The 23,620-nt window shown below is 60.3% G+C and carries 38 protein-coding genes; 10 read left to right on the top strand and 28 right to left on the bottom strand.

Annotated features, from left to right (window positions below; all coding sequences use genetic code 11):
* Positions 1-6 precede the first annotated feature (6 nt).
* Positions 7-558, top strand: coding sequence for a hypothetical protein (locus tag Q0X18_RS11495; RefSeq protein ID WP_297562571.1), 552 nt, complete (start codon positions 7-9; stop codon positions 556-558).
* Between the two features lie 59 nt (positions 559-617).
* Here Q0X18_RS11495 and Q0X18_RS11500 read toward each other — a convergent pair whose 3' ends face one another.
* The 22 genes from Q0X18_RS11500 to Q0X18_RS11605 all read right to left on the bottom strand — a co-directional run bounded on the left by Q0X18_RS11500 (position 618) and on the right by Q0X18_RS11605 (position 9,641).
* A complete protein-coding gene (locus Q0X18_RS11500; RefSeq protein ID WP_297562573.1) occupies positions 618-1,127 on the bottom strand; it encodes a Rad52/Rad22 family DNA repair protein in 510 nt (169 codons plus the stop codon).
* Positions 1,128-1,294: 167 nt separating this feature from the next.
* Positions 1,295-1,570, bottom strand: coding sequence for an SWIM zinc finger family protein (locus Q0X18_RS11505; protein WP_297562575.1), 276 nt, complete (start codon positions 1,568-1,570; stop codon positions 1,295-1,297).
* A 48-nt stretch (positions 1,571-1,618) separates the two neighbouring features.
* Complete coding sequence (locus Q0X18_RS11510) at positions 1,619-2,080, bottom strand: hypothetical protein (protein WP_297562577.1); 462 nt, start codon at positions 2,078-2,080, stop codon at positions 1,619-1,621.
* Entirely contained in the window at positions 2,077-2,448 is a 372-nt protein-coding gene (locus tag Q0X18_RS11515; protein WP_297562579.1) for a hypothetical protein, read from the bottom strand. The genes Q0X18_RS11510 and Q0X18_RS11515 overlap by 4 nt, the downstream gene beginning before the upstream one ends.
* Before the next feature lie 78 nt (positions 2,449-2,526).
* Positions 2,527-2,733, bottom strand: a complete 207-nt coding sequence (locus Q0X18_RS11520) for a hypothetical protein (protein WP_297562585.1) — start codon at positions 2,731-2,733, stop codon at positions 2,527-2,529.
* A gap of 51 nt (positions 2,734-2,784) precedes the next feature.
* Complete coding sequence (locus Q0X18_RS11525; protein ID WP_297562587.1) at positions 2,785-3,546, bottom strand: ATP-binding protein; 762 nt, start codon at positions 3,544-3,546, stop codon at positions 2,785-2,787.
* Positions 3,519-3,929 (bottom strand): hypothetical protein, encoded by a 411-nt coding sequence (locus Q0X18_RS11530; protein WP_297562589.1) that lies wholly within the window; start codon positions 3,927-3,929, stop codon positions 3,519-3,521. The genes Q0X18_RS11525 and Q0X18_RS11530 overlap by 28 nt, the downstream gene beginning before the upstream one ends.
* Positions 3,930-4,179: 250 nt before the next feature.
* Positions 4,180-4,407, bottom strand: a complete 228-nt coding sequence (locus Q0X18_RS11535; protein ID WP_147075232.1) for a hypothetical protein — start codon at positions 4,405-4,407, stop codon at positions 4,180-4,182.
* Between the two features lie 202 nt (positions 4,408-4,609).
* Positions 4,610-4,819 (bottom strand): hypothetical protein, encoded by a 210-nt coding sequence (locus tag Q0X18_RS11540; protein ID WP_147075233.1) that lies wholly within the window; start codon positions 4,817-4,819, stop codon positions 4,610-4,612.
* Positions 4,816-5,100, bottom strand: a complete 285-nt coding sequence (locus tag Q0X18_RS11545) for a hypothetical protein (RefSeq protein ID WP_036198178.1) — start codon at positions 5,098-5,100, stop codon at positions 4,816-4,818. Before Q0X18_RS11545 ends, Q0X18_RS11540 begins: the two co-directional genes overlap by 4 nt.
* Positions 5,101-5,110: 10 nt before the next feature.
* Positions 5,111-5,437 (bottom strand): hypothetical protein, encoded by a 327-nt coding sequence (locus Q0X18_RS11550; RefSeq protein ID WP_049626888.1) that lies wholly within the window; start codon positions 5,435-5,437, stop codon positions 5,111-5,113.
* A 2-nt stretch (positions 5,438-5,439) separates the two neighbouring features.
* Positions 5,440-5,877, bottom strand: a complete 438-nt coding sequence (locus tag Q0X18_RS11555) for a hypothetical protein (protein ID WP_147075234.1) — start codon at positions 5,875-5,877, stop codon at positions 5,440-5,442.
* A gap of 9 nt (positions 5,878-5,886) precedes the next feature.
* Positions 5,887-6,243 (bottom strand): hypothetical protein, encoded by a 357-nt coding sequence (locus tag Q0X18_RS11560; RefSeq protein ID WP_297562599.1) that lies wholly within the window; start codon positions 6,241-6,243, stop codon positions 5,887-5,889.
* Between the two features lie 11 nt (positions 6,244-6,254).
* Positions 6,255-6,485 carry a hypothetical protein gene (locus tag Q0X18_RS11565; RefSeq protein WP_024049851.1) on the bottom strand — a complete coding sequence of 77 codons (231 nt, stop codon included), beginning with the start codon at positions 6,483-6,485 and terminating at the stop codon, positions 6,255-6,257.
* 58 nt (positions 6,486-6,543) lie between these two features.
* The gene (locus Q0X18_RS11570; RefSeq protein ID WP_297562604.1) at positions 6,544-7,014 is read right to left on the bottom strand and encodes a hypothetical protein; all 471 of its coding nucleotides are present in this window, start codon (positions 7,012-7,014) and stop codon (positions 6,544-6,546) included.
* Positions 7,001-7,399 carry a DUF6788 family protein gene (locus Q0X18_RS11575; RefSeq protein WP_297562606.1) on the bottom strand — a complete coding sequence of 133 codons (399 nt, stop codon included), beginning with the start codon at positions 7,397-7,399 and terminating at the stop codon, positions 7,001-7,003. Before Q0X18_RS11575 ends, Q0X18_RS11570 begins: the two co-directional genes overlap by 14 nt.
* Positions 7,400-7,422: 23 nt before the next feature.
* Positions 7,423-7,602 carry a peptidylprolyl isomerase gene (locus tag Q0X18_RS11580; RefSeq protein ID WP_297562608.1) on the bottom strand — a complete coding sequence of 60 codons (180 nt, stop codon included), beginning with the start codon at positions 7,600-7,602 and terminating at the stop codon, positions 7,423-7,425.
* 52 nt (positions 7,603-7,654) lie between these two features.
* Entirely contained in the window at positions 7,655-7,789 is a 135-nt protein-coding gene (locus Q0X18_RS11585) for a hypothetical protein (protein WP_268766464.1), read from the bottom strand.
* Positions 7,790-7,838: 49 nt separating this feature from the next.
* Positions 7,839-8,045: a peptidylprolyl isomerase gene (locus Q0X18_RS11590; protein WP_297562612.1), complete on the bottom strand. Its 207-nt coding sequence runs from the start codon at positions 8,043-8,045 to the stop codon at positions 7,839-7,841.
* Between the two features lie 438 nt (positions 8,046-8,483).
* Positions 8,484-9,152, bottom strand: a complete 669-nt coding sequence (locus Q0X18_RS11595; RefSeq protein WP_297563079.1) for an IS630 family transposase — start codon at positions 9,150-9,152, stop codon at positions 8,484-8,486.
* On the bottom strand, positions 9,122-9,424 hold the full coding sequence (locus tag Q0X18_RS11600) for a helix-turn-helix domain-containing protein (RefSeq protein ID WP_297562614.1): 303 nt from the start codon (positions 9,422-9,424) through the stop codon (positions 9,122-9,124). The genes Q0X18_RS11595 and Q0X18_RS11600 overlap by 31 nt, the downstream gene beginning before the upstream one ends.
* Complete coding sequence (locus tag Q0X18_RS11605) at positions 9,369-9,641, bottom strand: hypothetical protein (protein ID WP_297562617.1); 273 nt, start codon at positions 9,639-9,641, stop codon at positions 9,369-9,371. Before Q0X18_RS11605 ends, Q0X18_RS11600 begins: the two co-directional genes overlap by 56 nt.
* A 1,083-nt stretch (positions 9,642-10,724) precedes the next feature.
* On the opposite strand from Q0X18_RS11605, the gene Q0X18_RS11610 reads away from it, so the two are divergent.
* The 9 genes from Q0X18_RS11610 to Q0X18_RS11650 all read left to right on the top strand — a co-directional run bounded on the left by Q0X18_RS11610 (position 10,725) and on the right by Q0X18_RS11650 (position 18,614).
* The gene (locus Q0X18_RS11610) at positions 10,725-11,084 is read left to right on the top strand and encodes a hypothetical protein (RefSeq protein WP_297562619.1); all 360 of its coding nucleotides are present in this window, start codon (positions 10,725-10,727) and stop codon (positions 11,082-11,084) included.
* A 35-nt stretch (positions 11,085-11,119) separates the two neighbouring features.
* Positions 11,120-12,058: a transposase gene (locus Q0X18_RS11615; protein ID WP_297557551.1), complete on the top strand. Its 939-nt coding sequence runs from the start codon at positions 11,120-11,122 to the stop codon at positions 12,056-12,058.
* A 197-nt stretch (positions 12,059-12,255) separates the two neighbouring features.
* Positions 12,256-12,465, top strand: a complete 210-nt coding sequence (locus Q0X18_RS11620) for a hypothetical protein (protein ID WP_297562622.1) — start codon at positions 12,256-12,258, stop codon at positions 12,463-12,465.
* A gap of 28 nt (positions 12,466-12,493) precedes the next feature.
* Positions 12,494-12,631 carry a hypothetical protein gene (locus Q0X18_RS11625; RefSeq protein WP_297562624.1) on the top strand — a complete coding sequence of 46 codons (138 nt, stop codon included), beginning with the start codon at positions 12,494-12,496 and terminating at the stop codon, positions 12,629-12,631.
* Positions 12,632-13,011: 380 nt separating this feature from the next.
* Positions 13,012-13,251: a hypothetical protein gene (locus Q0X18_RS11630; RefSeq protein ID WP_211247175.1), complete on the top strand. Its 240-nt coding sequence runs from the start codon at positions 13,012-13,014 to the stop codon at positions 13,249-13,251.
* Positions 13,220-14,284: a hypothetical protein gene (locus Q0X18_RS11635; RefSeq protein WP_297557391.1), complete on the top strand. Its 1,065-nt coding sequence runs from the start codon at positions 13,220-13,222 to the stop codon at positions 14,282-14,284. Before Q0X18_RS11630 ends, Q0X18_RS11635 begins: the two co-directional genes overlap by 32 nt.
* 489 nt (positions 14,285-14,773) lie before the next feature.
* Positions 14,774-16,375, top strand: a complete 1,602-nt coding sequence (locus Q0X18_RS11640; protein WP_297562626.1) for a lipopolysaccharide assembly protein LapB — start codon at positions 14,774-14,776, stop codon at positions 16,373-16,375.
* Positions 16,372-17,391 carry a hypothetical protein gene (locus tag Q0X18_RS11645; protein WP_297562629.1) on the top strand — a complete coding sequence of 340 codons (1,020 nt, stop codon included), beginning with the start codon at positions 16,372-16,374 and terminating at the stop codon, positions 17,389-17,391. Before Q0X18_RS11640 ends, Q0X18_RS11645 begins: the two co-directional genes overlap by 4 nt.
* A gap of 44 nt (positions 17,392-17,435) precedes the next feature.
* The gene (locus Q0X18_RS11650) at positions 17,436-18,614 is read left to right on the top strand and encodes an MFS transporter (RefSeq protein ID WP_297562631.1); all 1,179 of its coding nucleotides are present in this window, start codon (positions 17,436-17,438) and stop codon (positions 18,612-18,614) included.
* A 395-nt stretch (positions 18,615-19,009) separates the two neighbouring features.
* On the opposite strand, the gene Q0X18_RS11655 is transcribed toward Q0X18_RS11650, so the two are convergent.
* From Q0X18_RS11655 to Q0X18_RS11680, 6 genes are all read right to left on the bottom strand, one after another.
* A complete protein-coding gene (locus Q0X18_RS11655) occupies positions 19,010-19,228 on the bottom strand; it encodes a hypothetical protein (protein ID WP_297562633.1) in 219 nt (72 codons plus the stop codon).
* Between the two features lie 82 nt (positions 19,229-19,310).
* Entirely contained in the window at positions 19,311-21,074 is a 1,764-nt protein-coding gene (locus tag Q0X18_RS11660) for a DUF262 domain-containing protein (protein WP_297562635.1), read from the bottom strand.
* A gap of 631 nt (positions 21,075-21,705) precedes the next feature.
* Positions 21,706-22,011, bottom strand: a complete 306-nt coding sequence (locus Q0X18_RS11665; protein ID WP_297562637.1) for a hypothetical protein — start codon at positions 22,009-22,011, stop codon at positions 21,706-21,708.
* Positions 22,012-22,034: 23 nt separating this feature from the next.
* Positions 22,035-22,181 (bottom strand): hypothetical protein, encoded by a 147-nt coding sequence (locus Q0X18_RS11670; protein ID WP_297562639.1) that lies wholly within the window; start codon positions 22,179-22,181, stop codon positions 22,035-22,037.
* A 5-nt stretch (positions 22,182-22,186) separates the two neighbouring features.
* Complete coding sequence (locus Q0X18_RS11675) at positions 22,187-23,044, bottom strand: ArdC-like ssDNA-binding domain-containing protein (RefSeq protein ID WP_297562641.1); 858 nt, start codon at positions 23,042-23,044, stop codon at positions 22,187-22,189.
* Between the two features lie 67 nt (positions 23,045-23,111).
* Entirely contained in the window at positions 23,112-23,561 is a 450-nt protein-coding gene (locus tag Q0X18_RS11680; protein WP_129865573.1) for a hypothetical protein, read from the bottom strand.
* Positions 23,562-23,620: the final 59 nt, after the last annotated feature.

Genomic DNA, 23,620 nt, shown 5'->3' on the forward strand with positions numbered 1-23,620 from the left:
AAGGAATTGGGGCGGCTGGCGGATGCCAAGGTGAACCCCCACCACTTCATCGACCTGGCCCTGGCCGCCGTCAGGAACACCCTCGAGGAGCTGATGGTGGAGGGCATCAAGTACGAACGGCTCGAGGGACAGGCCTACGACATGATGCTCTTCGAGAGCAAGGAACTCATCGGCTATCTGGACAAAATCGTCGAGGTGAACAATTCCATCTATGACGGGGTGATCTTCCAGTCGGAGGTCGAGCGGGGCTTCGCCGAGGCCCTAGACAGGCGTGAGGACGTGAAGCTCTTCGTCAAGCTGCCCGACTGGTTCGAGGTGGACACCCCGCTCGGCAAGTACCGCCCCGACTGGGCCGTGGTCATGGTAGATGGGGAGCAGGAAAAGCTCTACTTCATCTGCGAGACCAAGGGCAGCAAGGACCCAACCAAGTTACGTATCAGCGAGCGCCTCAAGGTCGAGAGCGGCAGGGCCCATTTCCTGGCGCTCGAGGTTCCTTATGTCGTGGAGACCTCCGCAGCCGAACTGAGCCCTGAGCGCGTTCGATTAGATCGCGAATGACACCTGCCCGGCCCGGCTGACCGCGTTTGGCGCGGAAAACAGGACGGGGCGGTGGGTCCTTAGCCTTTCCGCACGCTTTCCCCTTCAGTGGTGAGCCGGATCACCTCGGGCAGCGGTCTGCCTTCAGCCACAGCCTTGGGCAACCCCTTGAGCCGCTCCAGCACCTTCCAGGGGATGTACTTGTGCTCCCCCTCCACAATCACCCTGGGGTAGGTGTAAAGCTCCCGCCCAATCCCCCAGACAGTGGCAGCCCGCTTCAGGGCCCCCGAGATGCCGCCCTTGAAGGGCTCCATGTCCGAAGCGCCAGAGCCGTCCTGCTTCTCCACCCACTCCCCGGTCTCGGGGTTCTTGATAGTTATGCCTGCGATGACCCCGTGCTCGTTGCCTACCTGCGCTGGGGCGTAGCGCACCTGCCAGCCAAACGGCCCGAAGGCCCGGTCCAGTCGGGTCATGACGGCACGAGCGTCAATGTAGGGGGCCAGGGTGGTGCTCCCGTTTTTGGAAGAAATGATCTTCCACTCGATTTCATCACTGGTGAGAGGCGCGGTCAAGATGTTGATGGCTTCCATGTTTCCTCCTTGCAAGAAAAGCAGAGGGGTGGCCGAAGCCACCCCCTGGTGCTGTCTCCCTTCCTCAGAAGAGGTTCTCGTCCAGCAAGAGCTTCATCCGCCCCGCCCTTCCAACGCTCGCGCAGGGGGGTGGAGCGGTGGCTCCCGGTCTTCCCCATAGCCGTTGCTCATGCATCTTTAGCGGCCATCGTCTGAACCCCTGCCTTCTTCTCCCCCCGCTCGAGCAACACCGCCGCCAGCAGGTGCTTGCAGGTGTGTCCTTTGGCAGCGTCGGGGCAGGTGCAGGTCTCCCGTTCAAGGTCTACCAGGTAGTTCTCGTTCCCCCGCACCACGTAGGTATGGGAGAGGCCCTCCACCCGGTGTACCCGCCCCTCTAATAGGATACCCTCGGCCCGCTCCAGCCGGTTCAGAAAGCCCTCAATGCGCTCGCGGATGTTTTTCATGGTTTTTCCTCGCTCAAAGAAGTGGGGCGGCATGAGCCGCCCCCTGGTTCAGCCCTTGGCCAGCAGTGCCTTGATCATCTCAAAGCGGCTACGGGCAATCTCGGCCTGGGCTTTGGCATGGGTCAGGCGTTCCTCAGCCAGGCGCAGGTTCTGATATTGCTCGGCCAGGAGGGTGCGGGCATGGGCCTCGCGCTCCTCGGCGTTCTTGCCCTGGATGCGCCCTTCCAGGATGGCCTGGGCGCGGGCGATCTCCAGGGCCTCGCGGTAGCGGTCGCGGGCGATCTGGGCCTCTCCCAGCTCCTCCAGCGCGTACTCGTGCTCCTTGAGGGTGTCCTCCAGATCCACCAGGCGGGTGGGCACCAGGCGCTTCCGGTAGTGGTTGACGAAAAACCCGTAGAGGTCGCCCGAGACCCGGTTCAGATCCTGGGCCTCCTCGTCGGTGAGCAGGGCCAGGTGGGTGGCGTTTTCCAGGGTTTGGGATTCCAGGTTGACAGCAAAAACCACGCTCATGCAGCCTCCTTTTCGATAGACATAACCAGTTGTTCGATGGGGACGTTGAAGACCAGATCCCCGCCGGGCGTGAGCAGGGTGGCGTGGGTGGGCCAGTCCCACTCGGGGTCGCGCACCACGCTGAGGACATGGGCTGGGCGGGGGTGGATGACCTGGGCGCCGGGGCCGATCTGCCAGGGGCGCAGGGTGGCCTCGAGGAGTTGCAGGTCGCGCTCGGGGGCGCAATACCAGGCCACCCCCTGTTGCCAGAAGACCCAGCTCCCCTCCTCCTGGGGCGAGGGGTGGGGCAGCGGCCAGGCCAGGCCAAAGCTGCCGGGCTGGGGTGACTCGGTGGGGCGGAGCCAGAGGGCGCGGCGGGCGATGGGCATGAGTCCTCCTTGGGGTGAAAGCACCTTGCCCCCTATTCAACCGCCTATGGGCCGAATCGGGGCAAGAAACTGAATGAGCTACTGCATAACCTGCCAGAAAAGCCACATGTTGATCGGAAAAAACGCGATGAAGAAGGGCTTTTCCGAACTGATGTAAACACTTGCGCTAAGATCGTCTATTTCTATCCGGGCATAACCGTGGCGCTGTCTAAGAACCTCTTCCAGTCTTTCCCGTAGCTCCATCATCTGCGCCGGGGTTTCGATGCTTTCAGGGTCAGAGAGCATAACAGAACTCCTTTCCATGCTCACCTGGGGGGCCCTCGAGGGCCCCCTGGTTCAAAACCGCCTGTCCGGCCCCTGCACCTCCGCCACCAGCCCACCCCGGATGCGCGACAGCACGGCTTCTCCCACCTCGCCCAACCGCGTGGCGAAGACTTCCGGGGCCAGGTTGGAGGTGAGGATCAGGTCGTAGCGGCCTGCACTGGCCCCCTCCACCAGGGCGTAGAGGCGTTCGGCGCTGAAGGGGGAGAGGCGGCTCTTGCCCCCGTCGTCGAGCACCAGCCGCTCGTACTGGGGCAAGGCCCCTTCCCCCGCCGCCGCCAACCGCTCCTCGGCCAGGAAATCCAGCTCGCTGCGGAAGCGCACGAACCGCCCCTCCTCGCACAGCCGCGCTGCCAGCCGCAAGGCCAGGTGGGTCTTGCCCACCCCCGGCGGGCCGAAGAGGAAGAGGATGCCCCCGCCATAGGCCCGCACCGCATCCACGGCCTGCTGGTTGCCGCCGTGGATCTCGAGGGGCTTTTCCAGGTACTCCCGGTAGCGGGGGTAGCCCTCCAGGTCGGCCCGCAGGAGCCGGGGGGCGGTGTAGCGCCGCCAGGCCTTGAGCAAAGCGGCCTGGTAACGCTCGGGCTCGAGGTAGCCGCAGTCGCAGTCGTGCTCGATCTGGCTGGGCCGGGCGAAGGCGTACCCGCTCAGGGCTGCTGCCCCGCACAGCGGGCAGGGGGGCAGGGCGGGGTCGGTGGGGGGTTCTTGCCCCCCTTTGGCCTTCATGGCCGCCAGCCAGGGGGCAAGGTCTAAAACTGCTCGCCGGTCGGTGTCCATACCTGCTTCTCCTCCCGCTTCTGCCCGGCCAGCACCCGGGCCGCATAGCTCAGGGGGTTCTCCGCGCCCCGCTTCCGCACCTCCAACAGCACCTTCTGCACCTCGGCGTCCCCCAACCGCTCGAGCTCCTTCGCAAACTCCCCCAGCCAGGCCAGGGTGGTGGGGATTCGCCGGGGCAGTGGCAGGCCCTCGGCCAGGTTCAGCAGTTCCAGCAGGCTCTCCCGGTGCTCATGGGCCAGCCTTTGGATCAGGGGGTTCTGCTCCTTGCGAGCGCGGAACAAGAGCCCGGCCCGCCAGCCGCCGAGTGTCTGGGCCAGCGCCCCGGCGGGGTCGGGGTAGCGGGGACGTTCTGTCCCCTTTTTCCGTGGGATTTCCGGGGACACTTTGTCCCCCTGTTTCACGTTTTTTGCGGGGGTTTTTTCCGCTGCTGTACGCAAAGGGGCAGGACATTTTGTCCCCTCGTTTCGCGGGATTCCGGGGGACATTTTGTCCCCTCGAATCCGCTGTTTTGCCTTTTTCAAAGCGGCGGGCTTGCCCAGTGGAAAAGCCCTGGGGTCTTCCCCCAGGGCCTCCCACAGCAAAAGCCCGTCCTTGAGGGAGAGCCGCTCGAGCAACGCCGTCAGGCGGCCCGCCTCAAGCCGATACCAGCGCTTCGTCCGGGGCATGTTGTGCCAGGGCCAGAAAGCCCTCCTCCGAGAGAGGATGCCGCCAGAGTTCGGCGGCTCGCTCCCCCACCGCCACCGGCACCACCCGGTAGCGCCTGCGGTCAGGGAAGATGACCGCCAGCTCAGGCCGCCCGTGATCCGGGGCCTTCTCCAGGTACGACAACCCGATCCGCTTCAGTTCCTTGTACTGCCGCATCCTCCACCTCCACCAGTCCGCTCCCACCGCAAAACGAGCACCGCACGCACTCCTCGCTGGGCAGGTAGTTGCCAAACGCGCTGCTGTAGTAGCCGGGGCCGCCCACATAGACCAGGTAGCCGTCGCCCCCGCATTCCGGGCAGATTTCCTCTCGCATATCCCACCTCGGAAGAAGGAAGGGGGCGGCCCACCGCCCCCTGGTTCATTCCTCAGCCGCCATTTCCGCAATGTCGAGGTGGAAGGCCCGCAACTGCTCATAGAGCGTTTCCTCGTCGAGGGTTGTCCCCTCATCCACCGCCTCGCTGATGAAGTCCCCGATCTTCCACAGCGCATCTTCCTGGAACTCGGGGGACTCGCCCTTCAGCCGCTCGAGCACTCCGATCAAGACTTCGATGTTCTTCAGCGTTCTCATATCCGCTCCCTCCGCAACCGCTCCATGATTTCCCGCTCCTCCGGGGTGAGCGGCAGGTCATCCAGGGACTTCAGGCGGGGGCGGGCTGGTTCAGGCTTGGTTCGAGGGGGTTGCGCCGCCCTTGCACCAAAGGCAGCCAGGGCCGCCTCGACGGCCTTTCGCTGGGCCCGGATGCCCCTCGAGGCCAGCAGCAGCCGGGCCTGGGCCACGGTCAGGTGGGTGCCATTGGACAGCCGGGCCAGGCAGTCCCGTAGAGCTATAGGGTCGTTGATCCGTCGCATCAAACCTCCTTCAAGCGAGGGCGTAGTACAGTTCCCACTGGTAGCGGTCTTGGGCGAAGACCTTGCTGTAGGCCAGGCCGATGTGATCGGGGTAGTCGGGGTCGCTGTCCGCAACTTTGAACCAGCGGACGAGCGGGCGGTAGTAGCTCTCTCCGAATCGGCTTTCGCACAGGGCAGCCTGCTCGTCGTACCCTGCCTTCAACCCCCGTGCGGCCTCGATGGCCGTGGGCGTGTCGATCCCACTCAGGCGCATGAGTTGCCGTAGCAGGGCCCGCAAGCTGCCGGTTGCCACGGCAGTTCCGTCAACCCTTATCCAGAGCGATTCTTTTGTTTGCATCGCTATTCCCCCAGCACGAAGAAGGGATCTACCGGGTAGCCCAGCTCCCGCTCCACCAGGCGGCAGGCGTCCGCCCATTCCGCAACCGTGCCGTCCGAACGCACCTCTATCGCCCTCTCGGCGTGCCAGCGGGCCAGGGTCAGGGCCGCCTTCACCGCCAGGTCGTAAGGCAGTCTGCGGGTCTTGCAGAAGCCGAACAGGCCGCTCGACGTGTGTATGTAGTTGCTGCGCCGGGCGTCCAGGATGAAGCTCTCGCAGTCCTCCGGGCTGATCCCGTTGAGGTAGAGGCCTCGGGGCCCGATGCTTGCCTCCCCCTTCCCCATCGGCCCAGCCAGGTGGGGCAGTTGGGGCCTGAGCGCCTCCAGATCGGCGGCAATCTGGGGTAGGGATTGCTCCAGCCCGTCCAGGTCTCTCACTGTCCAGTAGTGCGTGTATCCCATGTGCTCCTCCTACGAGCGGTAGCGCAGCCAGGCCGACTCGGTGCCCACGAGCGGCAGGCCGCTGTGCCGGATGGCCAGGGCATGGGTGGGGCTCAGCGGTCGGCCCAGCGCCTCCGGGCCGAACACCTCGAGCACCGCGGCGAGCAGGGCCTCGGTCTCCCACTCCTCCTCTTCCCCCGCCGCCTCCGCAAAGGAGGTCACGGTGGGGGTGGCGTCCACCGCCTCCACCTTCAGATCCAGCCGTTCCAGCAAGGCCAGGATGAAATTCTCCCAGGCTTCCGTGGCACTCCAGCGGGCTATGGGGCGGTTCTGCCGGAAGATCAGGTACTCCGGCTCGTCGAAGCAGGTGAGCTTGATCAGCAGCATGGTTTCTCCTTTCAGTCCAGCAGCTTGCGGATGGCCTCGGCGCTGTACTCCTCCGGTCGAAGGCTTTGCGACGAAAGCCGATTGACGATGTTCAGCGCCCGGGCCAAAGCGTTGTAAAGCTCGGCCACCTCGCTGGTGTTGGGGGTGTAGCCGAACCGTTGTTGGCGCTGGTGGATCTGCTTGAGCGTGTAATCCAGGATGCCCACCGCCTCACGTGACTCGCGCAGAAGATCTCTTTTCATGGCTGCCTCCTCGAAAAGACAAGCGGGGCGGCCTCTGCCGCCCCCTGGTGCTGCTTGCCTACTTGCGGTACAGCCGCACCGCTCCCGAGACCTCGGCCAGGGTTGCCTCCAGCACCCCCCACACCGCCTCGGGCGACAGCCCGCCCAGCCCGATGCCGGGGAAGGCCAGGTGGACAACAACGCCGGGATGCTCCACCAACCACAGGCGCAGCCGCTCGGCGCTGAAGCGGACGAGCTCGAGGTCGCTCCCCCGGCGGAAGTCCAGCTTGCTCTGGAAGGCCCCGTAGAGGCGGTCTTCGAGCCGCACCGCCACGAAGCCGTAGCGCCAGAAGCGGCCCACCCGCACCCCCTCCCGCTCGATCCGACGGGCCAGGGCTTGCCGCAGGGCAGGGCGGTGCCGCGCCAAGGCCAAGGCGGCCCCGGCCCCCATCACCAGGCCCGCTGGCGCAATGACCCCGTTGGTGGGGGCGGCCACCAGGCCCCCTTCGTCGCCTAGTCCCTTGAGGAAGTCGCCCCTAACGATGTCCATACAGGACCTCCACCGCCCGGTCCAACCGCTCGAGTAGCCGCTCCAGCCGTTTGCGCCGGGCCTGAAACTCGCCCATCAGCCTCCGATACCGTTCTGGTGTCACCATTCCCTCCGGGGGGCTCCAACCCTTGCCCAGGTAGCGCTCGATCTTCCGGCCCTCCCTGTGCTCGATGAGATACGGGTAGGGGCCGTGCAAAGCGCCCCGCGTGCAGCGGCACCCCGCCTTCCCGCAGGTCTTCCGCTTCCACACCACCCGCAAGGGTAGCAGGCCCTCCAGCCGGGCCTGGGCCTGCCGGAGATCCCGCTCGGCCTCCTCGATCAGGGCCAGCAGGTTGTCCAGCGCTCTCACAGCCCGCGCCCGTTCTTGCCCCAGATCCAAACCCATACCCACCTCCACGGGGGCAAGAATCAGGCCGCTTTGGCCTGACCCCCTTTGAGGCGCCGGTAGAGCTCCCTGAGCGTGGCCGAGACCTGCCCGCTCGAGACCACCTCAAACTCCCCGTCCTGCTCGATCCAGCCGTAGTAGAGGTGCTCTTTGAGGAGTTCCAGCAGGGCCTTGACTTCCTTTTCGCTGAGTTCGATCTGCATAGCGATCACCTCATCGAAAGAAACGGGGCGGCGGGAGGCCGCCCCCTGGTTCTTACTCGTCCCGCAAGGCCTCCCGCCGCCGAGCTCCCCGAGTCTTCATCCTTTTCTGCCGCTTATCGCCGTGGGTCTGGGTACTGCGGCCCATTCCCCAGGCATGGCCTCGAGCAAAACGCACGCGCTTTTTCATATATCCGCCTCGGAAAAGGAAAAAGGGCGGTCTCTGCCGCCCCCTGGCTTCAGCCGTTGGAATCGGGCCTCTGCCTCCGGGCCTCCCGCAGCCGCCGGTAAACCGAGCGCAGGGCTTCGGAGACGACCCCGCTGGCCGCCAGGTCGAACTCCCCCTCCAGCTCCACCCACCCGAAGTAGAGGTGGTCGCCGAGAAGACGCTCGAGAGCCCCGGCCTCTTTGGGGTCGAGGTCGAGGGTAAGCGCGAGTGCTGGCATATCTTCCTCACTTTGCATGCAAAGAAGCGGGGCGGCCTCTGCCGCCCCCTGGGACTGTCGGAATACTTGGTTACTCTGGCTAGTGGTATGGTAACTAAATTTCCGAAGTTATGTACCGCACACCGAATACATCGTTGTAGAGATTCCATCCCACCTCGGCCCCCGAGATGGCCTAAAAACGCCCTCCCTACCGCGTAGGGAGGGTGGGGGAGGGTATTAGGCAAGGCCCCCAATCGGCTGCGTGAAGGGCCAGGTCAGCCACCCCACCTGGCCTCCCCTACGCAGTAGGGGAGGGAAGGGGCGAAGCGGGGTGGGGTGCTTTTTGCATGACCGTACAGGCAAGGCACCGAAGGCCCCGGTTTACGCGACACGGCGCGTTCTGAAGGCTAAACCCCATACTGCGTATTTTGTTACCAGACCACTTAGTGCTCTGGTAACTTAATTGTCGTTACATCTTTTAGGGTAAAGCCTGGCCAGCTTGATCCGTGCATCGGCGGTAGTGAAGCGCCATTGAATGGTGACCCGCTGCTGATTGCGCTGAAGGGCCCAGGCTTGGGTTTCGGCTCGGAGGGTTTGCAGGTCGGGGATGCGTCGGTTCAAACACTGACGCTCAAGCACCGAAAGTTCGATCTCAGCCATGTTCAACCACGAACCGTGCTCCGGGGTGTAGTGCCACTCTATTCGTTGGGCCAGGCGGAAGGCTTCCTCGGGAGGAAAGGCTTTGTACAGGGCAGCAGGGGTGTGGTAAGAAGCGTTATCGGTGACCAGGACGATCTTGCGGGCCTGGGGGTAGTGCTGCTCCACGATCTCTTGGATGAGCTGGGCAAAGCTCAGACTGTCGGCGGTCTCCTCAGCATGGAGGCCACACTTACCTGTGAGTGGTTCGTTCCATAAAAGGATGGAGGCACTCCCCTGGCGGGTGTATTCGTAGTCCTCTCGTCGAGGTTGATTCGGCCCCAGGGGTAGGGCCCCGTTGGGGGTATCGCGCAGTTCCTTGCGCTTCTCGTCCAGGCAGATTTGTGGGTACTCAGGGTTGTAAGGACGGGCATAGACCTCCAGCACATCCTCCATCTTGGCTACGAAGGCCGCGCTGGCTTGAGGTGGGATGCACCAACTCTGGACTTGCCAGGGCTTGAGTTCGTTTTTTTCAGCCGCTTCATCACTGCCACATGGCTGATGGTATCCACCAACCCCAGTTCTACCAAGCGATCCGCCAGCATCCGCAGCGTCCAGCGGGCCTGCCCTTTTCGACCCGTTCCCTCCTCCACTGTTTCACAAGCCAGAGCAATCAGCTTGGCCTCCACTTCCCCGCTGATCTTGGGTTTACGCCCCGGTCGGGGCTTCTCCTCCAGCGCCGCTGTCACTCCCCCCCCCCACATAGCGCTGGGCAATCTTGCTCACCGTGTGGGGCCGTAAACCCACGGTTTGTGCCACCGCCCTCCCGCTGCGCTCTTCCCCCTGGCTCCGATCCAGCAGCAGCAAGGTACGGGCTCGTTTATATTTGCGCTCCCCGCACTCCATCTTCTTGACCATTTGCGTCAAGGTTTGGCGTTCCTCGGCACTCAAGTAGACCTTGGTGGTATTGTTCGCTTTCATGGGTAAAGTGTGACATAAAGAAAGTTACCAGACCACTCAGATATCCTTTCGCTCAAAAATAAGCAAGGCCAGCGCTGAGAAGCCTAAGGTATATGAAAGCAGCAGCCCCCTGGAGAGGGCCTCGAGCCCTCCCGGGCCCTGGGCCTGCTGGTGCTGGCTTACGACCTCCTGGTGATGGGGCTGGCGGTGGCCCTGGGCGTATCTGTTGGAAGGCTTCTTGCTGCCTGCGGTGCTCCTGAACCCCCTGGAACCCTTTCGGGTGGGGCTTCTGCACGCCCTAGGGCCCCGTATTGACTCGGTTTGTGGGGCGCCGCCTGGCGCTTTGGGAGACGGGATAGATAATCACCGGTGCTGGTTGAAAAGTAGTTGGAGAAAGGAGCAGGATCCGGTGTATGCAGCCAGACCCGAGTTGCATTCTATCGCTGGAGGACGTAGCTTTGGTGATGTACGTTGGGGTAGACGATGCTCTAAGTTTGAAGGCTGAACAGCGGAAACATCGACAAACCAAGCTCTGCCTTAGCGAGTTGGTAACCATCGGACTGATGTTCAGCCTCAAAGGCAGTTCATTCCGTCGCTCCTACCTGTGGCTGATCGCCAACCTGGGTGACTGCTTCCCCCATCTACCTGAACGCACCCGTTTGCAGCGACGACTACTCCAATACCAAACTTTGGTCGTCCATTTTCTGGCCGAGGGTGCATCTCAAAAAAGGTGGATAAGTGTAGAGTAGGGCATGAACACATGGGAAGCCAAAGCCAGGGCAATCTTTAATCGGTACAGAGAGGATTTGAAGCAAGCAATCGAACCCGGGAGTGGCCTGGCAGGGATAGAAGCGGTCATGATGTAGCTGAGTCCACCGATGCTGGGAAGGGTGATGGAGAGCCTCAGCGAGTGCTAAAAGGCGATTTCCTCCCCGGGAGATACCCAAAGGGTGGATCCAAAACGGACAGCGCTGGCGAAGCATCCAAAGCGGGTACGAGGCAGTGCGGGTCAAAGTACAGCGGCTTGAGGAATAAAGCTGGGGATAGCCGGATTGCTACGAGGACAGCACCCAGGATGGGAGTGGGTGGAGCCTGGAGCGGTTGTTGGATCTGGCGGCCCGGTTGCCTTATGAAGAGGCGGCGGTGGTAGCTCAGGGCTTTGGCCTGGCGGTAAGTCGAGCGGATTTGGAGCGGTTGTGTGCAGGCCATGCCCAGGCAGTGAAAGGGGAGATGGAGCAACAACTGCTGGCCCAGGCCCTGGAACCCTTAGCGACAGCCATTCCAGGAGATGAGACATCGGATGCAAGGGTGATGGTGTTGCAGATGGATGGGGTACGGATCGTGGGTCGAGCCGACCCCCAGCAGCAACTGTGCAGCGGGGTGGAAATCAAATGCCTTCGTGTGCTACTTGACACCTGTGTTTGGATGAGACTCAAGTTACGCAAGGAAGAAAAAAGGCGATAGAATAGGGGTCTTCTGGTGCAACAGGAGACCCCAAGATGAGTATAACCCCGTTGGCGACGTACTTGGAAGCGATGCTGGTGTCAGTAGATAACCAAAGTTGTAGCGGTTTAGCAGACGGCTTCGATAGCGAATCAATCTCCCACGATTGGTTCCAACGAACACTCAAAGACAGTAAGGTGTGCTCGTTGTACCAAGACTTGGTCAACAAGTTGGGTTTAGAGGGGGGATACTTGCTCCTAGATGACACCATCTTGGAGAAACACACCCTCGGGATAGAAGGCATCTGCAAGCTGCTGGACACCAAAACGGGTGGATTCATCTTGGGGTTGAGTGTAGTCTTGTTGTGCTGGAGTGATGGAAAGAAGACCATCCCACTGGCTTTTCTGCCCTACACCAAAGGCAAGAGCAAGCACGATCTAGCGGTTGAGTTACTCGGGCAAGCCAAGGAATGGGGTCTAACTCCGAAGTACACCTTGTTTGATGCCTGGTATGCCAGCCAGAAAGTCCTCAAGACGGTGATACGTTTGGGATGGCACTTTGTCACCCGGCTTAGGAAGAATCGCTATCTGGATGGCAAGCAGCTCAAGACCCGCTGTCGTCACCCCCACTGGCACACCATCGGCAAGCTCAAAGGCGGAATCGAGGTCAAGGTTTTTCGCAGGGGTAGTAAGTTCTATGCCACCAGCGATACCTCACTGGAGTGGAAGACCGTCAAAAAGCTCTACAAGATACGGGCTGAGATCGAGGAGGTTTTCCGAGTGCTCAAGCAGGAGTGTGGCTGGCAGGGGGTACAACAACGCAACATCAACACCTACAGCCACCACCTGACCTTCGGCCTATTGGCCTACCACTACCTCCAAAGGCTCAAGCTTCAGACCCGTTCTGGAGTCTTTGTACTCCGTCGCAGGCTCATTTCTCGCAAGTTGACCCTCAATCGAGATGACCTCATCGCCTTCCTGGACACCGCTGCTTGAGTCTTGCGTAACTTGAGTGAGAAAAAGAGGGGGTGCTATGACTCCAGACCGTGAGCACCTCCTTTATTATCTTGACGCAAAAACCCTTCTGGTGTTCATCTAGATCTGGGTGGACGACACCCTCAAGGCCCGCCAAGCCCAAGGCGTTAAGCTCCCCAAACCCCGCCCTCCAAGGCCGGAACCTCGCCAAAGGCCACATGGCCGCCAAACTCTCAAACCCCTACCCCCTGGCCTACGGCCACCGCATCCACACCCTCTCCTTCCCCCACGCAGCCATCGGAGCAGGCCCCCTCGGAGCTTTTGCGGGTCATGTCCTGGTAGCGATGATGAACGAGCGGGGCCTCTTTTTCCGCTTCGCCCTTCTGCCGGGGAATGGTCGGGAGAAGAGGATTGGATGGGACGGGTGAGAAACGGGATTGAGACACGGTTTAGTGTTTGGTGCGTTCGCTTGGGTTCTACCGGATAGAGGCCCGGTCTTGGTGGGGTTTGGTGGCGCGGGTGAACCTGCTTCTGGTGGCCCACAACCTCATCCGGAGCCGGGTGCTGTTGAAGATGGCGGGGATGAAGGTTTGAGGGTAGCTAGCACACGAAGGCATGTGCTCTGATCTATCCCCAGAACGGTCGCAGTCAGCGCACCCGTTGGGCGGGGTCAGGGAAGCCGGGGCCTATCTGGCCTTGGTATCGGGCCTGCTGCGTCAAGCCGGGGTCAAGACCGGCGAAACCCTGGTTGCGGCCTCGGACGAGGCTGTTTGGATCGAGAACCTGTGCCAATCCCTGGGGATTCCCCAGGTGATAGACGTATTCTATACCACCCAGTACATGTTCTTTTACGAATTGGAGTTTCATACACAAACTTCGTTGGCAGAACCCAAAGCACAGGTTATAGCTATTCTTGTACTTGGTAAAACAATACTTTGGGTGCATCTCTAAAAATCCGTATGCCAGAATAAGGCATGAAAGAGTGGAAAACGAAAGCACGCCAAGCCTTTGAGCGGTACATGGAAGACCTGGAACTAAGCCTGGAAGCGGGGAGTGGACTGGCGGAGATCGAACGGGCCATGCTGCGACATAACCCGGAACTCCTCAGGACGCTGATGCAAGGCCTGGTGGAAGAGACCCAGGCGCCTTCCCCCCCTGGAGCTACCGAAGGGGTGGAGGAGGGTGGGACAACGCACCAGCCAGGTACGCGGTAGCTGGGGGTTTATCCAGGTCAGGGTACATCGGCTGCGGGACGAGGCGGGACGGGAACACAGCTACCGGCTGGATGGGAGCCTGGACGGCAGTGGGTATACCCCCTGGGTGCTGGAGCGGCTGCTGGAGCTGGCTGGCCGACTGCCGTATGAGGAGGCAGCGGAGCTGGGCCGCGCCTTCGGCCTGGAGGTGAGCGCAGCGGGGCTGGCCCGGCTGCATGCGACCTACGGCAAAGCGTTAGAGGAGACGCTCTGTGCCAGCCTGCAGGAGCGGGCCTGGGCGGCTTTGGCCGAGGGGGAGGGACGGGTGATGGTGCTGGAGGTGGATGGGGTGCGGGTAGCGGGACAACCCCATCCCAGCACCCATCGCTGTGAAGGTATCGAGGTCAAAACCGCCCTGGTTTATCCGCAGCGGGCTCCTGGTGCGCGCACCCGTATGGCGGGGGTGATGAAGCCCGAGCAACTGCTGCCCCAGCTCTCGGGGCTGCTGCGGGCGGCGGGGGTACAGAGACAGGATGAAGTGATTGGGGTCTCAGATGGGGCGGTCTGGATCGAACAGCTCTACCAAACCCTGGGCATCCCCCAGGTGATAGACGTGTTCCATGCCAGTCAGTATCTCGAACAGGTCATGCTGGAGCTGGGCTGGTCGGAGGAGGAACGGGCGGAGGAACGTAGGCGCTGGCTGAGGGGGGAGGTGGCGGGTGGGGAGTGGCTAGGCACCTACTGCCCACCCCCTACCGCTCCTGAGCGGCAGAGCTGGTCGGAAGAGGCCCGCAGCGCAATCCAGTACCTGGAGCAAAGGGCCGATCGGATGGACTACCCGGCCTATAAAGCCCGGGGCTGGCCCATCGGTTCAGGCCAGGTGGAGGGGATGAACAAGCATGTTATCGGTGCCCGCATGAAACGCTCGGGGATGCAGTGGAGTCGCCCTGGGGCTTCGCGCACAGCAGCCCACCGCGCCCAGCTATGTAGTTCCCATCCGCTGGTGGCCTTCGAGGCCCTGAGGTGGAGGGCTTTCCCTGTACGGAATTGCTGAGATGCACCCCAATACTTTTGGCAAATTGACAAATAGATTTTTTTGGAGTATGCTGAATCAGTTTCAACATAAAGGAGGTGATCGTAATCATGGCTAAGGTCGTAATGATTAATGCGATTCGCAGGCCGAGATCTTGGATCTACTGGTAGTGCGCATTGAAACCGAGGAGTGGGCCTGGAGCCGAGTATAGCTCCAGGCCTTTTGGAAAGGAATTTTGTGAATAATCCAGAATTTCGCGCTTTCTGCCTAATTCATGGTGGAAACCCCACGGCCAGGAAACAGGCCGCGAATTTTAATTCAGGTTCAGGCCGCACTCGAGCCTTAACGTTGTCGTTTGGAATCTCCCCCGTAGGCGGACCTGCACAACTCGCGCGAACTTCCCTTGAGCGCATAGGCTCGCATATACCTCCACATCTGGCATATCAACACGCGACCACCTTGAGGGATCTCTGGACGAACCTCCCAACTTACGGAGCATTGATTCCACTGATGGATCAAATCAAGTGGCGTCAGCCATTCCGATATCACCCCAGAGAGTACATGTACTGGGTGGTTGCAGATGCAGCCGATCTTTTCTGGAGCAGCCTCCGTGTAGGTCAGCTGAGAGCGCTACCGCAAGTCATCATCCATGACCTCGATCGTGCAGACGCGTTGTCTCAGCGATTTGCAGCGACCCTGGTTCGGTATGAACCTTCTCAGGTTACCGTTATCGCAACGCATAAGGCGGCGATAACGGAATTCTTACTTTACGTCCGCGACGTCCCAGTCAGAGAAGTGTATTTGGGCCAGCCTATTCCAGAGCTTGAAGCTCATACCCCAACCCCATTAACCCATCACGAAGACTCGAGCACCCTGGATACACGGCGGCAAATCCCGCGCCGCTTAGCGCAGGCCCGATCGAAACGCAAGCCTCAAATGCTGCTCCGCGAGTTACAGCAAGCTGCCTCTATCTACACTATCGGGGGTTTTTATGAAGCAGCAGAGCATTGCTTAGACGAAGGCATCCCCCTAGCAGAACAACTGAAGGATCATGGCGGCTTATTTAAGCTATGGGCTAATCGCTTCCTTATAGCGTTTGCATCGCGCGATGGCCGGGAGGCAGCTAGGGCCGTTGCAAAGCTTTGTGAGATTCTCCCCAAAAGCCGTGCACCTCGTCATGAAGCATGGGTCTGCTATTTCCAAGCGATGCTTTGGCTGCGACTTAGCCAACCAACAGAACCGGCAGCCGCCAATAAGCGTCTTCGGCACGCCCTCTCCCTGACGAAGAAGATTAATGACACGTTGCTCCAGGCATTCCTCTACAACGCCCAGGGTCTTGCTTATCATCAGCTTGGAGACGTGCAAAAGGCCGAGGCAGCCTGTCGAGAGGCCATTCGGCTAATCTCCAACGATATGATGAACCCCCGAGCGAGAATCGAGTACGCCACCTTTCTATACAACCTAGGCCAGCTAGAGCTTTCTAGAGGAAACATAGAATCGGCACTGCGCTACCTAGATGAGGTTCAAGCCATCGAAGGGGATCTGCCCTATTACCACGGTGAACGTGGACGTTTCCTTATGCTGGCCGGCGATATGGAGCAAGCCGAACGCTCCCTGGTTCAGGCCATAAGCTCAGGAGTGCCTAGCCCTGAGCTTCTTTGCAATCTGGCCCTAGTCCAGGCTGCGCTGGCTAAGCGTCAGGAGGCGCTCTCGACGCTGGAAATGCTGCGGGTTCGGTTTCCCGATTACCCGGAGGGCTTTGTCAATGCCGCTGCGATCTACCTCGAGGACGGTAACTTTGAGGCTGCAGCCAGCCTACTGACTCAAGGCCGGATGTGGCACAACGATAATCCAGAACTGCTCTGTAACCTAGGTTACCTGGCCTACTGCTCAGACCAGCTTAAGCAGGCAGAAGAAATCTACAACGAAGTGTTGCAACTTTCTCCTACACTGTCGGATGCTTGGGTCAACCTAGCTGCGGTTCAACTTGACAGGGGAAACCTCGTCGGAGCTAAAAATTCACTCATCCAAGCTTTGCAGCTTAGACCCAACGATGTTGATATTCTCGACAAGCTCGCTTATCTAGAGGAAAGGATTACTCTGGCGACATGAAGTCGACACTTACCCATGTTCGTTTTGCCCGGCCTCACGAGGGTAAAATCCACGACTCAATCCCAATTACCCACACCACCTACTACCGCTGCGTTGGCGTGCCGGTGGTGGCCCATACCAACAGCCCGGACGTTCTACCGCTGCTGGAATTTTACCTTGGCAAGCCCTTGTCTAACCTACCCAAGGATCATGCTGAAGCCATCACAGTTCGTGTTTACGTTCAGGTGGAGGATTCCACGAAACCCCTTTCCCAACCAGTTTCGCACCTTCAGGACGACCAGTTCGTAATCGTACTGAACCCGTCGGTTGGAATCGCTCAGGGGGCAACAGGAAACATAACCCTTTACCTTGCACCGTCTCACCTGACCAATCCACTATCCGCTGGGCGCATGACTTTTGAACGTCTGTTCAACTATGTCCTGGTACGACACCCCTACCTCTACCCCTTGCACGCCGCAGCCGTAGGGATTGGTTCGCGCATGGCGGTGCTTGTGGGAGAACGAAACGTGGGAAAATCCACGTTAGCCTATGCCTGTCTACGCCGAGGTATGCACTTCCTCTCTGACGATCTCGTGGTGCGGCACGCCAACGATGGGCCGTTTGCAATCCGTGGTCAGGGGAGGTGGGTTTACCTCGAGCCAAAACTTAGCCAGTGTTTCCCCGAGCTAGAAGAAGATCGTCTTCGCTTTCCCAAGTGGCGAAAGTTTAGAGTTGATGTTCACAGGCTCTACACCTCACAGAGTAGAAGCGAGGGCACTCTAGCGGCCTTTGTCTTATTGCGCCAAGGCAGCCGGGAGCGCCCATCTGCCCATCACACACTTGGGGATGAAGTGGTGGCTTCGCTTAAAACCCATGCCACGCTCTTCCGAAGGCCGAATGAGCAAGGCTGGATCGAAGCCACCCTGGCCGACCTTGAGCGACTGAGCGGTACACTTCCCAGCTATACCCTTGAGCTTTCTAATGATCATGAACGTAACGCTGCCCTAGTCCAAGAGCTTTTGGAAGGAGTTAGGTGAACACCTCCAGCCCACCAGCACCACCTGATTACGAGCCCTCGCCTGTGCGAGGGGTTTCTCGCACCACGTTCTTGGTAAGCACCGCCAGCACTCTCAATGACACCGCCAACAACATGGTAGCTCCCGTCCTACCGCTGTTTCTAACGAATGTCCTAGGTGCTTCACCGGCTATCGTGGGCCTGATCGAAGGCATTGCCGGGGCGGTCTCGAGCATCCTTACCCTAGCTTCCGGTATATGGTCTGACCGAGTACAGCGCCATGCCCCCTTCGTGGTCGGCGGTTACCTTTTAAGTACCGTCAGTCGCACCCTGATGTTCGTAGCCTTTTCCTGGTGGTTTGTCCTGCTATTGCGGGGGTTGGATCGCTTTGGGCGCTCAATACGCTCAGCAGCCAGGGATGCAATGATCGCTGGGAGCGTGCCCCAGCACCTTCAGGGCCGGAACTTTGGCTTCTACAACTCAGCTGACCATCTGGGGGCCATGGTAGGTCCTCTTCTGACCTCGGTGGTTCTGTTGCTGTTCCCCGAGCAGCTGCGGATGGTGTTTATAGCAGCTATCATTCCTTCACTCCTGACGTTATTCCTTCTTCTGAAACTACGCGACAAGACCACAACAGAGCAACGCCCTCGCAGGCCGATATCATTTAGCCAATTCCGCAAACTCCCTCAACCATTTTTCCTCCTCATGCTAGTAATGACAATTTTTGGCTTGGCCAACTCGAGCGACTCCTTCCTCATTCTTCGAGCCGAGCAGATAGGAACGCCCACCCCCTTGATCCCTCTAGCGGTATCGCTGGTCAGCTTGGTCGCCATGCTGGTGGCATACCCTGCGGGAATCCTTGCGGATCGTATTGGTTTCGCCAATACCACGGCACTCGGCATCGCCTGCTATGCCTTGACCTATCTGGGCTTTGCACACGTTCATCATGCTCCGGTGATGATCTGGCCACTGTTCCTGCTCTACGGGGGTACAGGAGCCATCGCCGGGGCCATGAAGCCTCTCGTCATGAGCAGCGTACCGAAGGACAGACGCTCTACCGCCAGCGGACTGATGGCCCTCTCGGGAGGGCTAGCCGTTCTTCTAGGCAACGTGATCGCGGGCATTCTTTGGAGTTGGTATGGCCCAACAGCGACCTTTATGCTTGGGTTCGGGCTGGCGATGACTGCTCTGTACGTGTTGCTGCTAATCCAGAAACAAATCACGCCTCCTCAGAGGCCGTCATGAAAATCAAGTCGGAAGTTAGAGCATGAGGCGAGTCGTAACGATAAGTCCAGCCCTCAGTGGTCTGGTAACAAAATACGCAGTATGGGGTTTAGCCTTCAGAACGCGCCGTGTCGCGTAAACCGGGGCCTTCGGTGCCTTGCCTGTACGGTCATGCAAAAAGCACCCCACCCCGCTTCGCCCCTTCCCTCCCCTACTGCGTAGGGGAGGCCAGGTGGGGTGGCTGACCTGGCCCTTCACGCAGCCGATTGGGGGCCTTGCCTAATACCCTCCCCCACCCTCCCTACGCGGTAGGGAGGGCGTTTTTAGGCCATCTCGGGGGCCGAGGTGGGATGGAATCTCTACAACGATGTATTCGGTGTGCGGTACATAACTTCGGAAATTTAGTTACCATACCACTAGCTTCGAGGCGATACCGTTTCTGCGCTCGCATCAAGACCCACCAGGGCCAGGAAGCCTTCCTCGCCGGGTGGGTGCTTCCGGATTTGGGTGGCCTGCCCGCCCACGGCTACCGGTACTGCCCGGTGGCGCTCGCGGTCGGGGAAGATGTGACTGCGCTCGGAAGCGTCGAAGCCCTCGTCGGCCTGCCTGACGTCTTCCAGCAATCGCGGCTGCATCCGTAGCCCAGCAAATGGTTGAGCCAGGCCAGCAGGGTCAGGCAATATTCGAGTTTCTGGTATTGTTGATTGGCCCCATTGTTCATGCGCCTTCTCGCAGCTTTTCAAAAGCGGCTTTGATGACCAGAGCGATGCGTTTTCTGCGTTCGCCAATAAAGGTTGGGTAGTCCAGTTCGTACCATCGTTCGGGCAGCCCATGCCATGTATACATTTGTTGAAGCTCGCTCGCATTAAAACGCTGTTCCATTCCCGGCACGTAGGTGTTCGGCGCTTTGTCGGAAATCTTGATATTGTCGCTCCACTCCACCAAAGCGTAATTTGCCACCTGGTTGATGAGGCGCTTTTCTTTAACCCCAATGCGTTGCAAGTATTTGCGTGGGAACAGATGGTGCCTCTCCAGCGCAGATTTTTTAGCTTTCGATGAGGGATCGAGCAATTCAGATGCCTTCATCCTTGAATACAGAACGGGCGCTCCCAGCAAGCAAAGCGCCGCGTAATAGGCGAATTGTCCAGTGCTCCGCGCCGCGGCGGTTTCCAGTTCCTTCGGAAGTGTGACTTCCCAGTAATCTCTGGTCAAGACAGCATTGATCTGTTCGTCGAGAATGCCGATAAAATCAGCAGCAGTACTTGCTCCGCGTAGCACCACCATGTCCTGTTCAAAGCGTGTTTCGGGGGAACCGGTATATCGAGCGGTGAGGGTTGCCATGAAGAACCAGCGCGCCATGATTTCGCGCAGCGCGTATAAATCCACCTTGAAATCCCGTTTGCCAATTAACCACAGCGCATATGTATATAAAACCGCTATCTGCGAAGAGATGATTTGATCGGATGGATAACCGGCCCTTTTCAACACTTTGAAGAATTCATGCCAATTCTGGAGGTCTAGCGTGTATGTCTGAGCCTCACGTAATAGGGCGAATTGTTTTTCGCGCCGTTCCTTAGAGAATTGTCGGGTTTCCAAATCTTTCCCACGAAGCAGAGAATACACATGCTCAAGCCGTGCGCGACGGAAGCCCAACGCCACACTGACGCGAAGTAGCTGGTCGGGGTTCGGACGCAAGTAATGATTGAACGGCGAAGGTGCGCCATCGGCTGATGGTCTTTTGCTGCGCTCACAAAAATGTTCCAGTTCTTTACGCCCGTCATCCCAAAAAACCGACATTAGCGTCAGAATAAAATTGGCCTGGTTGAGCGGCGTTCCCTGGCTGTTGATACGCACAAAGATCTCTGAGACCTTGTCTTCATCAACGGAGGATGAGATTTCCAAAGCAGTGAGGGGAAATTCATCGAGTTTGAGCAAGCGGTCAATCTTTTCGTGAATTTTATCTTCCTCTTCCGACGTCAATGGACGCCGCACGGCTAATCGCTCCAGAAATCCTTTCTTGAAAGCGTGCGGTCTTGTATCAGGAAGCCATAGTTTGCTGATGTCTGGAATCCATTCCGGATCTTTTTCAATGGCAGCGTTAAAAACCTCGAATTTTTCCCCAAGCGGATGGAAGGCGATTCTAATTCCCTGCTTCTTAAAATCTTTCGTTGCAACCGGCGCAGCTTTCATCACGGCATACAGTGAGGTCAAACGCTGCTGCCCATCTACGATGAGAAGCCGAGGCGCTCTTTGTTTTTGGCTAGCTCCGATCGTTCGATGCGCATCGGGATAACCGTTTTCCCAAAAAAGGAGATAGCCGATGGGAAAGCCGCGATACATCGAGTCAAACAAGTCGCGCACCTTGGCCATCGGCCAGACAAAAGGACGCTGAATGTCGGGTAAACCTATCTCCCCCATGGAGATATCCTCAATGAGTTTTTTCAGGGTGTAATCAACTTTTTTGAAAAGGACATCTGCCATGCCTACCCCTCCACGTCTGCAAACATGCGCGCCCTGAAAACGCCCTCCAGCGCCTGCGCACCGAGGATGAAGGAATCGCCGTCGACATCAACCAGTCTAAGAATAACCCAAGTTGCTACCTATTCAGACGATGTAGAACAATGAAGGCCACTATGAACTGGACCGTTCTAGTGGCCTTCTGCATTGTAGACGCTCTGCTCAAAGCTCCCAAGCTTAGCCCTCCGGGCTGACCGGACACAAGGACGACCCCCAGAGCAAGACCCCCGCCAGCGTCGTCCTCACCCTCTGGATACTGGCCGCCCTCTTCTCCGGCAAGCACAAACATGCCCTGGCCTACTGCAAAGAACACGCTTTGTTCACTGTTCAGTTTTATTCCTTCCAGAAGTCGGTTCTGCCGCCGCCTGCACAGCCTGTCCCACGGGATACCCCACCTGCTCCCCCTGTGCCAATCCTTGTGGCAGCATCTCTCCTCCGCCCAGCACTACGTCCTCGACACCTTCCCCCTCCCGGGGTTACATCCCCAGCAAGCGGGTCTACTTTCACGGTCTGAAGCTGCACCTGGTCTGCACCGACCAGCAGTTCATCACCGAGGTGCGGTGCACCCCTGGGTCTTTTATGGTGTTCTTCCCCCTCAGCGACCGCCCCGCAGCCGCTCCATGATCTCCCGCTCCCTGGGGGTGAGCGGCAGGTCATCCAGGGGCTTCAGGCGGGGCCGGGGATTGGGCTTGGGTCGAGGGGCGAGGGAGGCCTTGGGGTCTGCCGCCAGGAGCTTCAGGGCCGCCTCGAGCACCCTCTGACGGATCCGGATGCCCCTCGAGGCCAGCAGCAGCCGGGCCTGGGCCTGCTCGAGGTCGCGCCGGGCCTCCGCGATGCCGGAGAGGAGTTCGTCCAGCGCCCGCACGGCCCGCGCCCGCTCTTGCCCCAGGTCTATGCTCATATTCCCTCCCACGGGGGCAAGAATCAGTACCCCTCGTCCCTGAGCGCCCTTCTGAGCCGGGCCCCACGGGTGCCTATCCGCCTGTGCCGTCTGTCCTTGTGGGTCTGGGTGGCCCGTCCCAGGCCCCACTCGTGTCCACGGGCAAACCTGAGCCGCTGCTTCTTCGCCATGCGCATCACCTCGCAAGCAGGAAGGGGGCGGCTCCTGCCGCCCCCTGGTCTTTCCCCTCTATGCTGCCCCCCCTCTCGGGCTGTGCAGGGAGGGCTTCGAGGATCTCCCGTGCCCCACGCATGATGCGCTCCAGGGCCCCCTCCAGCCCCTCCACCGTGCCCTGCCAGTGGAGGATGTAGTCGCGGCTGCTCTCCATCGTGAGGCCGAGCTGCCGCCCCGCCGCGTAGGCCGTGGCCTCGGCCTCGAGCTCCTTCACCCGCGCCTCGCGTCGGGCCCCGTCGAAGTGCAGCAGCACGTGGGCCCACTCGTGCAACAGGGTCTCGGCTTTGTGGGCAGGGCTCAGGTCGGCGGCCAGCACGATCCGCTTCCCATCGGTTTTCCCCACCATCCCGGCCCTCAGCAGCCCCTCCTCCACCGGCACCGGGCAGGCGGCCGCCAGCTGCGCGTACAGCAGCGCATCCTCGCTCGCCGGGACCCTGGCCGGCTCCAGCGGGGCCCCTTCGGTCTGCGAGACGTCGAAGACATAGGCGGTGTGGAAGCCGACGATCTGGCGTTCTTCCCGCACCTCGCCGGTCTCCTCGTCCACCACCTCCACCCGCTTCAGGGTGGGCGCGAGGATGGCGATGGCCCGCTCGCCCTTCCTCACCCGCCTTCCCAGCTCATTCCAGCGCTTCATCCCGGCCACCAGGGTGGCGTCGGGCCGCTGCAGGAGGATGAGCAGGGTGTTGCGGGCGCTGTAGCGGGGGAAGCGGCCCATCTTTTCCAGGAACCCCACGAAGCCCTGGGTGTGCCCCTCCCGGAGTTCGGCGGCCAGTTGCTTCAACCAGGTCTCGATGCTCTGCATGAGCGCGTCGGCTTTCATGGCTACCTCCTCGCGCAAAGGAGGGGGGCGGCTCCTGCCGCCCCCTGGTTCGCCCCGCCGGTCCCCCCTAGTCGGGCCGTCTCCGGGCGGGCTCGTCGCGGGTCTCCTCCCACTCCTCGACCCGCAGCGCCCCCTCACGGATCCACTCCTCGAGCGGATCGGGAGCCTCAAAGCCCTCCAGGATTCGGGCGAACTCCTCCGGGGGGAGGTACTGCCAGCAGGGGCCCTCGAGGGCTTCCGGGTCGCGGAATTCCACCCGGCTGGCGATTTTGTCCACCCGGCTCCATTCGATCCAGCGGGTCTCCAGCCCCGCCAGCCCGGCAGGCTCCAGCAACTCCTGCCGCACCTTGCGAGCCACCCGCTCCAAGGCGTTGGTCAGGCTGGTGCCGCCGTGATCGTTCTGGTCGCGCAGCACCACCAGCACCTCCCGGCCCAGCCGGTACACGTCCACGTCGCACCAGGCGTAGCCGCGCCAGAGATTGGGATAGGGGAACCTGGGATAAGAGAGAACCTTCATCGCCACCTCCAAAAAAAGAACCCCTCAGAGAAAAGGACATTCCCTGAGAGGCAGAGAAG

The organism is Meiothermus sp., from assembly GCF_026004075.1.
GTDB lineage: Bacteria > Deinococcota > Deinococci > Deinococcales > Thermaceae > Meiothermus.